Genomic DNA, 15954 nt, shown 5'->3' with positions numbered 1-15954 from the left:
CTCTGGCGTTTGCTTGCTGCGCAAACGCCGTCTCTCCCAGAGGGAGAGAGAATCTAAATGGGTTGCGAAAAGCTGCAGTCATACACCGCAAGCTGGAAGCTTACGCCACTCACTCTTCCGAACCCCCTACGCCGCTTCGCTGATCGACTTGGTCTGCTGCCGATCCCCCTCCAGCCCCAACGCCACCGCGGCCGGCATCGTGCGAATGTGCAGATCCCGTTGCGGGAACGCGACCTCGATTCCGGCCCGGCGAAACGCTTGATCGATCTCGGTATGCAGCTGATGAATCACTTCCAGCCGATTGTCCAGGGTCGGAAGATAGGTCCGCAACGAGAGGTTCAGTGCGTTGTCGCCGAACCCTTCAAAGGTGGCCAGCGACGGCGGGTCGTCCAGAATCAGCGGGTGGTCGTTGGCCGCTTTGAGCAGGATCTCGCGGGCCCGTTCGGTGTCGGATCCATACGCCAGTCCGACCTCGATCACGATCCGATTGACCTTGTCCGAGAGCGTCCAGTTGAGCAACCGGCCGGTGATGAATTCCTTATTGGGAACGACGTATTCCTTGCGGTCCCAGTTGGTGATCGAGGTCGCTCGGATGCGGATCCTGGAGACGACTCCGGTGACATCATCGACCGTCACCACGTCGCCGACGCGGATCGGACGCTCCAGCAAGATGATCAGACCGGCCACGAAGTTCGCAAACATCTCTTGCAAACCGAACGCCAAACCGAAGGTCAACGCCGTCGCCAGCCATTGGATTTGGGACCACTGCAGCCCGATCGTCGAACAGGTCGCGATCGTCCCGGCCAGCACGATCGCATAGCTGACCAGGGTGGTGATCGCATACCGGACCGATTGATCGACCGGCAACTGCTGCAGCACCGAGATTTCCAACAAGCCCGGTCCGTTTCTGGCCAACACAAACGTGACGAAAGCGAGCAGGATGGCCAGCGCCAAGTCCGACGCCGTGACGACATCGGTGGACTCGTCGGTCGCGTCGCCGGTCGCCGCGGAGCGATCCAAGGCTTCTTGCCCCGGGACCAATCCGACCGCCGGGGCTGCCGCCGCGGCGACGGTGGGTGTCTTCGATCCGCCCCACAGTTCGTATTTGTCCAACATCCCCAGCGCGGGCAAGACTTGCACCCAGATGCACCATAGCCCGATCACCGATGCGGCGATCAACGCGCTGTTGACCAGGCGTTGGGATTGCAGACTGTGTGTCGAAATGTCGCTTTCCGGTGTCGAGGTCACGATGCCGGCGACCGATTGACGCCCCTCGTCATCGCTGCCCGACGAAGCGGCCGCCGCGGCACGCTGACGCGATTGGGCGATGCTCAGCGAACGTCGACGCAGCATCAACATCCTCAGGAACATCGAACGCAACACGAACAAAGCGGAACCGAACAGCGCGGTCGCAAACACACGCCAAAACAGCACCTCGGCTGTGTAGTAATAACCGAACGTCGCCAACAGCCCCAGTGTCAACGGCACGCTCGCCGCCGAAATTCCCCAGACGTGACGGAGCCGGCTGGCCCATTCGGATTTGTGGGTCGCCAAGTAATCGCGCAGCACCCCGCCGGGGCTGAGGATCCGATACAGAAACACCGCCAAGACGAGCATGCCGGCGATGTAGGCCACCCGCTCGACCGAATTGCGACCGTGCGACGAATCGGTCACCGACAACATGCCGGTGACGAACATGATCGGCAACGCGAAACCCATCAGTTGACGGAGTTCACGACGCACCGTGGTCGTCACACTGCGGCTCCAGCGAAAGTGGTTTTCCGCCAACCCCAACGGCCGACAGACCTGACGCAGACTCTCCAACGCCAACCAGATCGCGGCGACGCCGATCAGCCCGCGCGAGACGCCCTTGATGAACAGGTCGTCGGCGTGGGAGACACTCAATCGCCAGCCCAGAAACAGGCACAACAGTGGCCCGGTCGCGGAAATGACGATCGTCAAGGCCAACGTCAGCACCGTCGGGACCATCGATCGGCAGTTCGCTTTGAACGCAATCTCGCCCGCATCCTTGATCCGCCCACGCATCCGTTTGCGCCGCAACATCAACACTCCGATCACCGCGGCGGCCAACAGGTACAGCGGAAACCTGTCACGTGCATCCTTGGCCAGATGAGTTCCCAGACCCAGCCAGGCTTTCGCGTCCAGCAGCCGTTTGTCGGTCGATTCGATCGCGAAATCATCGGACAGGAATCGTGCGCTGCGGATCCACAGGACACGCTCGTCAATGTAGTTTTCGTACTCGGCGGTCAACGTGATGATCTGGCGGTCTTCGAAATCGAGTTCCACCAACGCATCGAAGTACTGGTTGCTGGTTCGAATCAACGCGTCCAGGTATTCCTGTTTTCGGGCCAGCAATTCTTGGGCAGCCGACTTGAGCACGGCGGTATCGCGGCCTGTGGTTTCGCGGCCGCTGGTCGGGGGCTGGATCATCTCGGCGATGCAGGATTCGGTGTCCGCGATCGCTTGACGTTCATCATCGAATTCAAACAGTTCGTACTGGGCGTCATTGATCAACGTCTGGCGGTTGGCGACCTCGATCTTTCGCTGTCGAACGTCGGGCAAGGTGGAGCGTTGTTTGCGCAGCAAGGCGCCCACCGAGCTGGTCAAACCCACCAACTCCACTTTGGTTTTCGTCGTTTTGAATTGCTTGGCCAGTCGTTCGTGGACGTCGGTGGCGGCTTTCAAGTCTTGTTCGGCCGTCGCCAGCGAATCGGCGACCCGCTTGGCACTTTCGGCCAACTCCTGATTCTGTTGGGCGAACGCCCGCAGCGAGGGCGCCGCTTCGATCGCTTCAAGCTTTGCTTTGCGGACCGATTCGGCCGCGGCCAGTTCTCTCGCCGCCTTGATGCGAACCCCCAACGCCTCCAGGCTCTTTTCGGTAAACATCACCTGCTTGGCTGCCAAATCCGATCGCAGCTGGACGATGCCGAGCGCTTCTTCGGCGTCATACTTGGCCAGTTCCGCCTCGAGCGTCGGGATCTCGATCTCCAGAACATGCTGGCTGGTTTCGGCGCGGGCTTGCCGGGCCGTGGTCAATGGCGTGGGCTCGGCGGCGGCGTCGGGCACGCGGCTGCGTCGCGTCTCCTCGAGTTTCTGCTGCAACAGGACCAAATGTGATCGAATCTCTTTGCGACGTTGCGAACGGGTCTGCGATTCCGATTCGGCCGTCAGTCGGTTTTGTTTCTGCGTCGCCAGTTGCAGCTCGAGCTGTGCCAGTTGCTGTTCCAATTCGACCAATTTCAATTCGGAATCGATCACCGGTTGTTTGGTTTTGAGTTCCTCCAGTTTTCCGCGAATCCGTTCGGCTTTGGCACCGGCCGCTTCCGCTTCCGCGGCGAACTCTTCTCGTCGACGGGTCAAGTCTTGGGCCGTTTTCAAGTCCGCCAACGCGGCTCGATAGGATTCCGAGACGGAGTTCCGGACCTCGGGCGGGAGTGATGCGTCCTGGTCAACCGTTTGCAGCCGCTGGTTGATCTGTTCCACCGTCAGCGTGGGAGACTGCAGGCTTGGTTCGGCCTGCGCTGGACCCGCCGGGAGGGGCTCGTCGACCGCCGACACACCGACCGATGTGGCCAATCCACAGCTGAGCGTCAACGCGAAGAAGATCCGGCACTTGATCGAATGAGACAACAAAGCAGGCCTCCTGCCTGAATCGTGATGGGGAACGTGCGGCGGTCCGCCAGTACCGCAGCGTCGACACTACGACAGAAGGGCAGATCGCGGCAAGTCGTTTCAGCGATCCGACAGGGCTTTGGCGTTGTTGTTGGCATCGGTGGCTGCGGGGCCGCGGAAACCCTCCCCTCGCTGCGCTCGACCCTCCCGCACACGGGAGGGTGACTTCTGAACCTCGTTCCAAGGCTCCGCCTGGGAACGCCAGGCCGCGGTGGCTCCTGCCACGCGTTGGTGGCAGCTAGGAGGCGGGAGCCTCCATGACAGTGTGTTCCCAGGCGGGAGCCCGGGAACAAGGCAATCTCCGACCCCATCGACCTGCCCGCGTCAATGACGCACTTCGAATCCTGGACGGTCCCGCTATGATGCTCCGACCGGTCGCACGAACCGGACAAAGAATGCTGTTTTGACTCCAAGATCCCGCCATGACACCCGCCCAAATGCCGCTCGCCCGACCGATCCGTCGTCCGCATTGCTTGCAATGTTTGACCCTGCTGTGGGTGCTGGTCGCTTCAGTGGCTTGCACGGGTCAGGATGCGCCCCCTGCGCCCCCTGCGCCCCCTGCGACACCGGTTGTCGCGTCCAACGGCCCCACCGCGGATTCGATTGATGCCGATTTGGCGGCACTGGAATTGAAGACGGACCTGGACGAGGCGACCAAGGCTCGGCTGGTGGCGATGTTGCAACAAGCGAAAAAAACGTTGCAACAAGGGCAGTCGCAGCAGGAATTGGCCAAACAGTATTCGCAGATGATCGGCAGCGTGGCGGCGCGTCAGGCCGAGCTGCGGGCAAAACTGGATGCGTTGGCGGGCCAAGAACCGAAACTCGCTGCCGATCTGACGCTCGCCGATGCGACACAGAATTTGGCAACGCTGAACGCCGAGCTCGCCGCGGCCTCCAAACAGGTGACGGACCTGACGGCCGAATCGGCGCGGCGGCGGACTCGGCTGACCGAAATTCCCGGATTGCTGACCGCTGCCGAAAACGAACGCGCCGAGGTCGTCAAGCAGCAGTCTCAAGCGGCACCGGTCAATGAGTCTGCGATCGAGTCCCAGACCCGCAAGACGTTGCTGGCCACCCGCGCCGAAGAATTGTCCACCCGGATCGAGTCCCTACAAAACGAGCAATCGGCCTACACCGCGACGGTGGATTTATTGCCGCTGGAGCGAAAATTGGCCGAGGCGAACGTCGCACAATTGCGTCGCCAAACCGATCTGCTGCAGGCGGCGGTTTTGGAAATGCAAAAAGACCAGGTACGGGCGACCGCGGCGAATTTGGAACAAACGGTCAACGCCGTGCCAGTGAATCTGCGCGGATTGGCGAAGAAAAACGTCGAACTCGCCGAGCTCCAAAAGAAATTGATCGAGCAAGCGGCCGAAACGCAGCAGAACCTGTTGGGGGTGAAAGCCGCGATCGAGGACGTGAAGGCCGATCAACAATCATCCAAAGAACGGATCGACGCGGTCGGGCTGACCGACGCGTTGGGCGTAATCCTCCGTCAGCAACGCGACGAAGCCAAAGCGTTGAAAAACAAGTTTCGTCCCCGCGACGATCTGAATGCAAAGGTCGAAGAATACCAAATCAGCACGTTTCGTTTGGAAGACGAACTGTCGGATATCAACCAGGGGCTCGCTCAACGCGAAGTCCCGCAGCTCGATTCGGATGCGACGGAGTTTGCTTGGAAGGATTTGAGCCAAGACGAGGCGGAATGGGTGTTGTATCGCAAACGGCAAGAGTTGATTGAGGAAACACTGCAATCACAAAATGCGGTCTTGCAGTCGATGTTGAATAGCGACACGCAGCGGCGCGAATTGGTCCTGTTGATCGACCAATTCATCGATGCCATCGATGTGCATTTGTTTTGGACCAAGGATGCGCCGACGATCTCCCTGGGCGAATTGGCTGTCGCGCCCGAGTTGGTCCAATGGGTCAGTTCGCCGACGTCCTGGTCCAAGGCGGTCGAGCAAATGGTGTTGACGGTCACGCTCAAACCGTTGCGATCGCTGGGGCTGATCGTGGTCGCGTTTGCCGTGTTGTTCGGACGTGCTTGGGCGCGGAAACGGATCAAGCATGAGGGCGAGGAGGCGACGAAGATCAACGTCGGATTTGATTCGACCCTGCGGGCCTTGGCGGCCACCTTTGTCGTGGCGATGGTCTGGCCCGTTTGCCTGGGCACGTTTGCCTACCTGATTCTAAAAACGACTCCGGCGGATCCCTTCGTCCACGGATTCGGGGACGCCCTCGCGATGGTCGCACTGTACGTCGCATCGCGAGAACTGCTCGGCAAAGTGTGTCGTGACCAGGGCGTGGCGGAGTGCCACTTTGGATGGACCGACGGATTGCGGCGGCACCTGCGACGACACCTGCGTTGGTACACGTGGGTGGGCGGATTGATCGTCTTTCCGATGGGCCTGTTCTTTGAGCATCCCGATACCGACGTTCGGATCTTCGCGATTCGGGTTTTGTCGACGGCACTGTTCCTGGTCACCGCGGTCTTTCATCACGTGATGCTTCGCCAACGAAGTCCGCTGTATGTGCAACTCATTCTCGATCATCCCAGTTCATTGCTGTATCGCATGCGGAAGGTGCTGTGGGGCCTGGCCGTCTTACTGCCGGTCCTGTGCGCGCTGATGGCGTTGGCCGGTTATTTGGAAACGACCTTTCGGCTGGGCCACTCGCTTCAAATGACGTTCCTGTTACTCGTGGCGACGGTCCTGATGCACGGACTGCTGACCCGCTGGTTGATGCTCCGGCGGCGGGATTTGGCACGGCGGAAAGCGATGGAGTTGCGGCAGCGAAGACTCAAGGAAATGGAGGGGACCGAAGGGCAAGCGATTGCAAGTCAAGCCGGCATCGTTCTTGAGGAAGAAAACGCGGCGGATCTCGATAAACTCGACGAACAAGGCCGTCAAACGGCCGTTGTCTTTGCGTCGCTGTTGGTCCTGGTCGGGATCGGCTGGATCTGGAGTGATCTGGTTCCCGCGTTGACCTATTTCGACGACGTTTCGCTTTGGAATGTGGGGACCGGCGAAAACATCGAAACGGTCAGCTTGCTCGATGTGATGTACAGTTTGCTCGGCTTGACGTTGATGATCTATGCGACGGGAGTGGTGCCGCGCGTGTTCGAATTGATGGTCCGCGGCAGAACGTCGCTCGATGGCGGAGCACGCTATGCGATCGCCACCCTGATGCGCTACGTGATCGTTGTCGTGGGCAGCTTCATCATCTTGAGCCTATTGAGCGTTCCCTACAACCAACTCGGTTGGCTGTTGGCCGCGGCATCGGTCGGGCTCGGTTTCGGATTGCAGGAAATCGTGGCGAACTTCGTCTCCGGGATCATTCTGCTGCTCGAACGCCCCGTGCGAGTCGGCGATGTGGTCACGATCGACGGCACCACCGGGATCGTTTCGCGCATTCAAATGCGGGCCACCACGGTCACCAACTGGGACCGCAAAGAACTGGTGATTCCGAACAAGGATCTGATCACCCAAAAACTGCTCAACTGGTCGCTCACCAACGTCATCAATCGGCTGACCATCGAAATCGGCGTGGAGTATGGAAGCGATCCCGATCAGGTCCGCGAACTGCTTTACAAAGTCGTGCGGTCTCACCCGCTGGTGCTCACCGACCCCGCTCCCTTGATCAATTTCGACACCTTCGGAGACAGTTCGCTGAACTTTGCCGTTCGCTTCTTTCTGGAAAAGCTGGACAACCGAATCGAAGTGACGCACCAAATCAATACCGCGATCGCCGAGGCGCTCGAGCAGGCCGGCATCACGATCCCGTTCCCCCAACGCGATTTGCACCTGGACGTCAACGGAGACGGCACGTCGTTGCCGCTGTCGATCCGACGCGACGAGGACCGCTAGGCCGCCCGGTATCGCACACGAGGCCGGGTGGGGTGGCGTCATTGCGTCTGTCAGCCAAACGGTTTGCCAGGGACGGCCAAGACAATGGGCGAGTCGACCCGGCGGCTATTCGAAACTTTTCGAAGGCAATTGGTGATGGCCTCAGGTATGATCGGTATTCCAAACCGCCGGAATTCAGCCTCCAACTGTGAGAGTGACACGATGACCATTTGCTTCAGGGGAGTCATCGCATGTGTCTTTGCTGCGACGATCGCTGCCGTTTCGGTGAACGCGGCAGTCGTCACCAACGGGTCGTTTGAGACTCCGGATATCCCGGACGGATCGAGTTTTGCGTTTTTTAATCCGGGCGATCCCATCGGGGCGGGCTGGGTGGTCGATCCGGCGTCTGGCTCCGCCGTCTTGATCCTTAAAGAAGCGGCGGGGGTTCACCCGGCCGTGCTCGACGGGGACCAGTACGCGTTGATTGGATTGGCGCCGGACTTTGCAACGATTCGCCAGGACGTCGCGCTCGATGCTGCCATCTACCGGCTTTCGTTTCAACTGGCCGCCGCCGATACCATTTCCGATGCAGGCATCAGCGTCGATATTCTGCGAGGCGGTACCTCGGTCGTTGGCGGCCCTGCCGGCTTCTTTGTTCCAACGGGAAGTGGATTCATGGACCAGTCACTCGACTTCACGACGTCCACGGCAGACAACTACCGGATCGTCCTGACAGCAACCGCTGGCGCTGCGGCCATCGATGCCTTTCAAATCACCGCCATCCCGGAACCCTCGTCGGTGGCAGTGTTAGCCGCCATCGCGCTGCCGCTGGTGATTCGCCGTCGGCGTTGACCAGAGCACGCGACAACTGCTCGTGTCTCGGGTACGCCGTTCATCGACGACGGGTTAGAGAATCCGCTTCGGCGGAATGACCACGTTGGAAACGAGTAACCCGCCGACCAGGCTTGCGCCGACCAGCATCATTTCAAATCCGAACTGAACGCCTTCGAGCGTCTGGTGTTGCCACAGCGCCGACAGGGATCGGTAACCGAACGAACCGGGAACCAGGATCAGCATGCCCGGCGTCAGCGAAACCAGCGCCGGGATGTCGCGGATCCGGGCGTACAGATTGCTGACACATCCGACCGACAAGGCTCCGAAGAACGAACCGACTTCGATGCCGAATCGCGGTCCGATTCCCCAGCTGGCCAGCACTCCCAGGGTCGACACCAGGGAGATGATCGGCCATTGCCGCCAGCGGGCACGAAACACGATCGCAAACGCGATCGGCGCGAGCGCCAGGGCGATCCATTGCCAATAGGGCTCCGGCAACGGCCGTGGCCCCAGTTGCGGATGAAGCCGATCCAGCAGACGCCAGACCAGGAACACCCCCACGACCAACGTCGCCAACGAAACCAACGCCCCGGAAAGTCTGGCCACCCCGGCCGACAAATGCCCGACCGCCAACTCCGTCAGCGCCACCGTCAGACGCAGACCCGGGATCAAGATGATCAGACCGGCCAACGTGACCAGGCGATCATCGATCGGCACCAGGTAGGCCGCGACCAACAGGGAACAGGTTGCCGCCGCCACACCGGCCAGCGGTTCCAAGAGCCCCGATTCCCAACGCCAATGTTCGTGCAGTAATTCGATCCCCGCGACGAGCGCCCCGATCAGACCGGCCACGGCGATTTCCCAGGGCGTGCCGCCGAAGAAAACGGCGACGGCGGCACAGGCGATCGCGCAGGCGGAGATGTAAACCGGGCGGCGGTACAACGGCGTCGCTTCGTCGATCTGTTTCAGTTCCGCCATCGCCACGTCGGTGCCGATCTCCAGGCGGTCCACACGGCTGAGCAATTGGTCAAAGCGAATCAATTTGTCGACGTTCACCGGTCCACTGTCGACACGCCGGACGACGGTCATTTCGTTGCCTGATCGATCACGCAATGAAATCACCAGCGCCGTCGGGGTGTACAAGAATTCGCCGTGGATCGCCAACGCCTCGGCCACCCGACCCATCACACGTTCCAGGCGGTGCGACGGAGTGCCGTAGCGATGCAGCATGATCGCCGCTTCGATCAAAAACGCTTGTGTCGGGGGAGTTTTGGGGGAGTTTTCCATCCGCGGGGTTGTAATCCGCCGCACCCGTCGGTGTCTAGGCTCCACCGCGTACCACAGCCCTTCCGGGCGGTCGCGTGAATCACCATTGCTCCACCGCGTACGACGGCCCTTCCGGGCCGTCGCGTGAATTGCTTCGACGACCTGGAAAGGTTGTCGTCACGATCTGCTGAGTGACTTGCACTGCAATGCTGATATGTTGCGTACAATCCACCGCATGAGCAATACAACGAAACGACTTATCTGGATTCCGACGGTGTTGCTTACGAACGCCGCGGTTTGGTACGCCTTGCAAGGCTTCGCTCCGCTGGCGGTGCTCATTGCTTCGTTGTTTGCGTCGTTCGTTGCTCGTGAGATCGTTGGTACCTTCTTTCAGTTGCACCAGATCTATCACGAGACCTACTCGGATGAATACGCAAGGCTTCTGGCTCAAATTGACGATCTGAACGACGATTCTCTTGATGGAGATTCCAATCCATCGTGACGCAGACGAGCAGAGAAGACCCGAAGACGAGACTTGATACCCAGGCGGTGAAACCCGACAACAATTACGCCTCAAAATGATCGGCGATTTAGCACGTCAATCGATGTGAAGCGTCTCAATGCTGAGCCCCTCACCCCCAGCCCCTCTCCCCAAAACAGATCGCGGTCAACGTCACTCTGAGAACAACTGTCTCTCGCGCGATCTGTTTTGGGGAGAGGGGAGCCAGAATCATTAGGTGACTGTGAAACTGTCGCTCCAATTCGGGTCGCTTACGGTGGTCGCTGCAGCGTTTTTGACGGTCCAGGCTGAGGGTGAGGGGCAACACATCAGGGCCGCAATTGTATCCAGTGCAACCTCCCCGGTCGTCGGGGCGAGCCCGACGGGCGACGGCCCGGAAGGGCCGTCGTACATGCGGAAAGCAGAACGCCTGAAGGCTGGAGATTAATGGTGGCTGGATTCCCTGCGGGCACCGTGCCTGTTAGTTGGCCGACAGGAACGCCAGGAGCAACAGTCCGACGAGCAGGATTCCCAGGCCGAGCAGGACGAGGGAGAGCAGGGGCGGTTTGCCGGTGGCGGTGGACACGTTGATCGGAATCGGGGCCGACGCAGGTGACGAGGAAGCCGTCGCCGGCAGTTCGGCTGTTTCGGTCAGGCTTTGCCGCCTCGCGTTTTCCTGGTACTCGGCTTCGAGTTGCTGCTCGATTTCCGCCAGCGTCATCGCGACTTCGCGGGCCGTTTGCGGGCGTTTGGCGGGATGTTTCGCCAGCAGCCGATTGATGATTCGACCGAGCGCCGGATTCAAGTGCGGACAGACTTTCTCCACCGGCGCGAATTCGGCTTGGGTGACGTTGATCAAGGTGGACGCAGAGTCTTTGCCGCCGAAGGGCTCGTGGCCGCTGAGCAAATGGTACAGCACGCTCCCCAGGCTGAAGAGGTCGCTGCGATGGTCAACGGTTTTCGCCGTCGCTTGTTCGGGTGACATGTACTTGGGCGTCCCCAGCACCATGCCCGACTGCGTCAGCCGCATGTCTGATTCTTGAGTCCGGGCGAGCCCGAAATCCAGGATCTTGACCCGCCCCGTCTCCGCTTCCAGCCAAAGGTTTTCCGGTTTGATGTCGCGATGAATCAAACCGAGTTGATGGGCGGCGGCCAGTCCGGTCGCGACTTGACGGCCGATGTTTGCGACGATGCGTGGCTCGATTCGACCTTCGCGTTTCAGTTTCTGTCGTAGCGATTCCCCGACCAGATAACCCATCGCGATGAACGGCACGCCATCGTGCTCCCCGACCTGGTAGATCGTCACGATATTCTCGTGATCGATTCGGGCGGCGGATTCGGCTTCGCGGAGGAACCGTTTGCGGGCCATCGCGTTGGCCGCCACTTCGGGTTTCATGACCTTCAGCGCGACCGTTCGGCGCAGTCGTGCGTCTTCGGCCCGATAGACGATCCCCATCCCACCGACGCCGATCACGTCGATCAAGCGATATTCTGCCACGTGCCCCGATCCCAGCCCGTGCTGTGGGCCATTGGGTGACCTGGCAGACGCGTCCGACAAGGTTCGCGACGCATCCCCCACCGTTTCGTTCGAGGCGATCGTCAGTTCATCGTCGGGTGATGGGCCCTGACGCCCGCGGGGATCATTTTGTGTCATCCCCCCGTCCCCGACCCGATGCTATTTTGGGGCGGGCGGACAAACGGTGATTCGCAGTGATGACAGTCTGACATTTGCATCGTTCATCACTCCGCGGGCGACGGTCCCGATTCGCTTCCTGTTCGGCGGATCGCCCCGCGATGATGGCGGGGTAGAGTTCACAGCCGACGATCGACCGAATTCCTTGAATATAACATCTGCTGGGGATCATGGCCCAATGGTGCCGCAGAAGACCGAGCTTCTTCCGGGGAGGGGCATTTCGTCAGCGAATCAAGTCGTCGGTCGATCCCCATCGTGAAATGACGTTGCCGTTGGCATCCAGCGTGATTGCGGAATCGATCTGGTCCAAGACGATGGACCAATGGTGTTGACCGGCGCGGTAGAAGTGAACAGCCGAGAGCGACTCCCCGAACGCCAGCATGTCACCGTCGGCAGACCAGTCCACGCACGTGCCGCGCCGCAACTGCCGACGTTGGGAAAACTCTCCCGTAGCCCCGATGCCAAAGATCCCCAGCGGAGTGACGGCCAGTTCCTGTCCATCGCCCGCCCAACATAGCGATAGGGGTTTGACCCAGGGTGAATGCATCCCCGCCAGCTCGCTGCCACTGTCCACGTCCACGATTTTGATGTGGCGTTGTTCATCCACAACGGCGATTTGATTTTCGGTCGGGTGCCAACGGACCTTTCGGATCGCTCCGCCCCCGTCCGCGGACACGCCGTCCGCGGACACGCCGTCCGCGGACACGTCGCGCGGGGACACGACGGTAGCGAGCGTCGTGAGTGTCGGATCTGCGATCCGGAGAGTGCCGTCCTGCAGCCCCATAGCCACGTGATTTCGGTCGGGAGAGACGGCCAGGGTGCGAACAAAGCCGCCGACGTCGTGTGACGCGGAAATCGTCCCGGATCCGATGTCCCAGTGCCGGGCGACTCCCGCTTCGCCGACGGTGATCAACGTTTGCTCATTCAACCAAGCCAATGTGGTCACCGAGTTCGGGGCATCGATGGCATGCCGCAAATGCAGCGTGTCCGCGTCGGCCGAATCGAAGCTCCAAATAGAAAGACGTCGCCCTCCCCAGCCTGCGACGGCGGCCAGACGGTTGCCATCGGGAGACCATTGCAATTCTTGGAAACCACCTTTGTCGCCGCGCTGTCGGAATCGAATTTTTCCCTGCGTGTCGGCGACGGTGATGCCAACGGTTGAACAGAAGGCCAAGTGGTCCGATTGAGGGCTGATGTCGATGTCGGTCAGAATCTGCTCGGTACCGGTCAGCAACGTCGAGGGTTGGTCGGCAGAGAGGAACGGCGAAAACCGGACATCGCCACCGGCGAACAAGACTCCGGCACTGGATCGTTGTAAAAGAACGGGAGACCGGTGGTTGCGATTGTCTGGAATCGTGACGTAACGGCCTGTCTGCAGGTCGAGCCGTTTGACCTGGTCCGCCGAAACAACGATCTGCGTCGGTTGATCCCCCATCACGATGCTGTGTATCGGCCGATCGGCGATCGAGTGCACCGCAATCGTTTCAAAATCGCGATCGACGTGATGAACCTTGCCGTGTGGGTCGCCGAAGCACCATTGGCCTTGCGGAAGTGAAAGGATGCAGGTGGTTGATGTGGATCGGTCGATGATTCGTGTGTGCGACAGTTCGTCGGTGTAATGAACCAGCTTCGTCGCGGTGGTCGCAATCAAGAGGTCGGAGGTCTGGCCGGACCACGAGACGGACGTCGCCTTCAGGTCTTGCGGAAGCGACCATTCTTGCACGACCTGGCCGTCGGCATCGTAGACGCCGATCCTGCCGTCGGTATCACAGACGACCAGTCGGTCCCCCGAGGCGTTGACGTGACCGGCCAGTGCGTCCGTGAACGGGCGCGTTTCGGCCCGGAACTGTTGTTGATGCACGTCCCAAAAAAGGACGCGGTCGAACGCCGATCCTGTCACCGCGATCACACGGTCCTGGTCCATCCAATTGATCTGCGGATGATTCACGTTGGTCGACTCATAACATCGCACCAGTTGAACCAGGTTCGGTTCAGAACTGCGGACGTCATAGATGCGTAAGTTTCCGCCGGTTCCAAAACAGGCAAGGTACCGGCCGTCACGGGAAAGTTTTGCGTTGACCACCACGGGACGCGGCAGTCGGGTATCAAGCTTGGTCGAGGCACCCGTTGGCAGCAGACCGGAAGCCTGCAATCCAGGACGCTCAAACAGACGAGAGCGCGTGGGGGTATCTCGAGCGGTTTTGATCGAAGCCGCATCGGGTGATTCCCATCGCAGTGCGACGGTCGTCAGTACCACGGAAACGATCCCGATCGTCACAGCGAGCGGGATCTGCCACCGGTGTGATGATCGGGGTTTGATCATCGCCAGCCGCGCCGCGACCTGTTCGGCGGAATCGGGACGGTGCCCCGGATCCTCGTGAAGCATCTGTGACAACAGAGAACGCAATTCGTCGGGCAATGGCTTGCCGAGATGATCGCAGGTGATCATCGGAGCGTCCGGTTCAGGCGGAGCCCCGGAGAGCATGAAGACGATTGTCGCGGCGAGTCCGAAGAGATCGGTCCGGCGGTCGGTTTCTCTCGCCTGGCGTTGTTCGGGTGAAATGTAGTGGGGCGTTCCGACCGATTCTCCGGCAGCCGACAAGCCATTTTCACCGACATCGAGCGCGAGGCCGAGGTCCAACAATTTGATTTTTTGATCGCCGTCGATCATCACATTGCCCGGTTTGACGTCACGATGAATCAGTCCGGATCGATGCAAGACCGCCAGACCTTCGGCGATCGCTTGACCGATGCGGCAGGCATCACGCCAGGGGATCCCAGGCCGAATTGATTGGCCCTCGGCGGGTGCAGATTGATCTCGCACCCAGCGGGTCAGTGTGACGCCGGGAAGCTTCTCCATCACGATGAAAGGCAGGTCGCGGTCAACGCCGGCATCTAAAACGGCGACGATCGAGCGGTGGCGAAGACGTCCCATCAACTGCTGTTCGGCCAACATTCGCTGGCGGGCATCCAGCCGCATCCTTCGATCGGGCTTGATCGTCTTGATCACCACATCGCACATCAAATTCGGATGCCAAGCCTCATAGACGACGCCCATCCCCCCGACCGCTAGCTCGCGTTTGATCGGGTATTTTCCGATCCGCTCAGGCACCGCCGGCTTCCAGAAGTCGCGCGAAAGGAATTGCAATTCCGTTTCGGAAAGGGTGTCAGAGAAACAATCGGTGGTGACTTGGGCGATCGGCAGGCCCGCTTCGTTTTCCTGCAGAAGATCGACACAGCGTCGGCAGGATTCGAGATGCTCGGAAACGTCCGACAGCAGCGTCTCGTCCACCTCGCCTTGAAGGAAGCGAATGAGGATCTCGTGTGGCGGACAAATTCCTCGTTCATGAACAGCCACGTGACGTCCCTCGCACGGCATTGAAACAGACTCGGTACACCCTCTCTACGAATGCACCTTACATCGTCCACGTATGATCCGCTTGTTGCTTCCGTCTCTTCACTCACGAACTCGTATCGGATGGACTCCGCTCGGGTACGGGAAAAAACTCCAGTTCGTTGAGGGATTCACGCAACAATTTGAGGGCTCGTGATCGATTGGTGTAAACCGCTCCGAGTGAAACATTGAACTGTTGGGCGACTGCGGCGGCCGGTCGGCCATGGACCAAGACTTCGATCGCGATTTCCCTGGTCCGCCCTTCGTATCGGTCCATCAAGACTTCGATCGCACGCCGTGCAACGGCTTGGGGGATTCGGTTGCTGGTCGCCGAAGCCGGTTCGTCCATCGACCGGACGTCCATCGCGACCTCGCGGTGGAAGGCATCGTCGCGTTGACGCTTGCGAAACTGGTCGATCGCAAAGTTTTTTGTCATTCGCCACAACCAGTGACGGAACCGTCCCTGTTGCTGGTCATACGAGGCAATGTTTGAAAACAGTTTGATGAACACCTGCTGCACATTGTCGAGCGCGTCGTCGTGCCCCAGCCCCACACCTCGGCTCCACTGATAGACCAGCGGGCAATAAATTTCATAAATCTGCTCCTGCGCCAGCCGGTTTCCTTGCCGGGTTCGGTGGAGCAACGTGGAGGACGTCGATTCGTCGTGGTATAGCTGAGACATAGGGGGAAATCGACCAGGACTGTCGGGCCTCTCAGTGAGAATTGTAGT

At 60.1% G+C, this 15954-nt stretch carries 8 protein-coding genes; 3 read left to right on the top strand and 5 right to left on the bottom strand.

The genetic code is table 11. The annotated features are described in order from the left end of the window. Nucleotides 1-126: 126 nt before the first annotated feature. The gene (locus Enr13x_RS33210) at nt 127-3654 is read right to left on the bottom strand and encodes a mechanosensitive ion channel domain-containing protein (protein ID WP_145391172.1); all 3528 of its coding nucleotides are present in this window, start codon (nt 3652-3654) and stop codon (nt 127-129) included. Between the two features lie 461 nt (nt 3655-4115). On the opposite strand from Enr13x_RS33210, the gene Enr13x_RS33205 reads away from it, so the two are divergent. After that, nucleotides 4116-7559: a mechanosensitive ion channel domain-containing protein gene (locus Enr13x_RS33205; RefSeq protein ID WP_145391171.1), complete on the top strand. Its 3444-nt coding sequence runs from the start codon at nt 4116-4118 to the stop codon at nt 7557-7559. Nucleotides 7560-7760: 201 nt separating this feature from the next. Then, nucleotides 7761-8390, top strand: coding sequence for a carbohydrate binding domain-containing protein (locus tag Enr13x_RS33200; RefSeq protein WP_145391170.1), 630 nt, complete (start codon nt 7761-7763; stop codon nt 8388-8390). Nucleotides 8391-8444: 54 nt separating this feature from the next. Here Enr13x_RS33200 and Enr13x_RS33195 read toward each other — a convergent pair whose 3' ends face one another. Next, nucleotides 8445-9659: a threonine/serine exporter family protein gene (locus tag Enr13x_RS33195; RefSeq protein ID WP_145391169.1), complete on the bottom strand. Its 1215-nt coding sequence runs from the start codon at nt 9657-9659 to the stop codon at nt 8445-8447. A gap of 214 nt (nt 9660-9873) precedes the next feature. Between Enr13x_RS33195 and Enr13x_RS33190 the strand changes: the two genes are divergently transcribed. Next, complete coding sequence (locus Enr13x_RS33190) at nt 9874-10140, top strand: hypothetical protein (protein ID WP_145391168.1); 267 nt, start codon at nt 9874-9876, stop codon at nt 10138-10140. A gap of 478 nt (nt 10141-10618) precedes the next feature. Here the strand turns inward: Enr13x_RS33190 and Enr13x_RS33185 are convergent, their stop codons facing one another. The 3 genes from Enr13x_RS33185 to Enr13x_RS33175 all read right to left on the bottom strand — a co-directional run bounded on the left by Enr13x_RS33185 (nt 10619) and on the right by Enr13x_RS33175 (nt 15906). Then, a complete protein-coding gene (locus Enr13x_RS33185; RefSeq protein WP_145391167.1) occupies nt 10619-11791 on the bottom strand; it encodes a serine/threonine-protein kinase in 1173 nt (390 codons plus the stop codon). Nucleotides 11792-12053: 262 nt separating this feature from the next. After that, nucleotides 12054-15188: a WD40 repeat domain-containing serine/threonine protein kinase gene (locus Enr13x_RS33180; protein WP_197455537.1), complete on the bottom strand. Its 3135-nt coding sequence runs from the start codon at nt 15186-15188 to the stop codon at nt 12054-12056. Nucleotides 15189-15291: 103 nt separating this feature from the next. Then, nucleotides 15292-15906 carry an RNA polymerase sigma factor gene (locus Enr13x_RS33175; RefSeq protein ID WP_145391165.1) on the bottom strand — a complete coding sequence of 205 codons (615 nt, stop codon included), beginning with the start codon at nt 15904-15906 and terminating at the stop codon, nt 15292-15294. Nucleotides 15907-15954 lie beyond the last annotated feature (48 nt).

This window comes from Stieleria neptunia (genome assembly GCF_007754155.1).
In the GTDB taxonomy this organism is placed as follows: domain Bacteria; phylum Planctomycetota; class Planctomycetia; order Pirellulales; family Pirellulaceae; genus Stieleria; species Stieleria neptunia.
The sequence above is the reverse complement of the archived record's forward strand: the minus strand, read 5'-3'. Positions and strand labels throughout refer to the sequence as shown.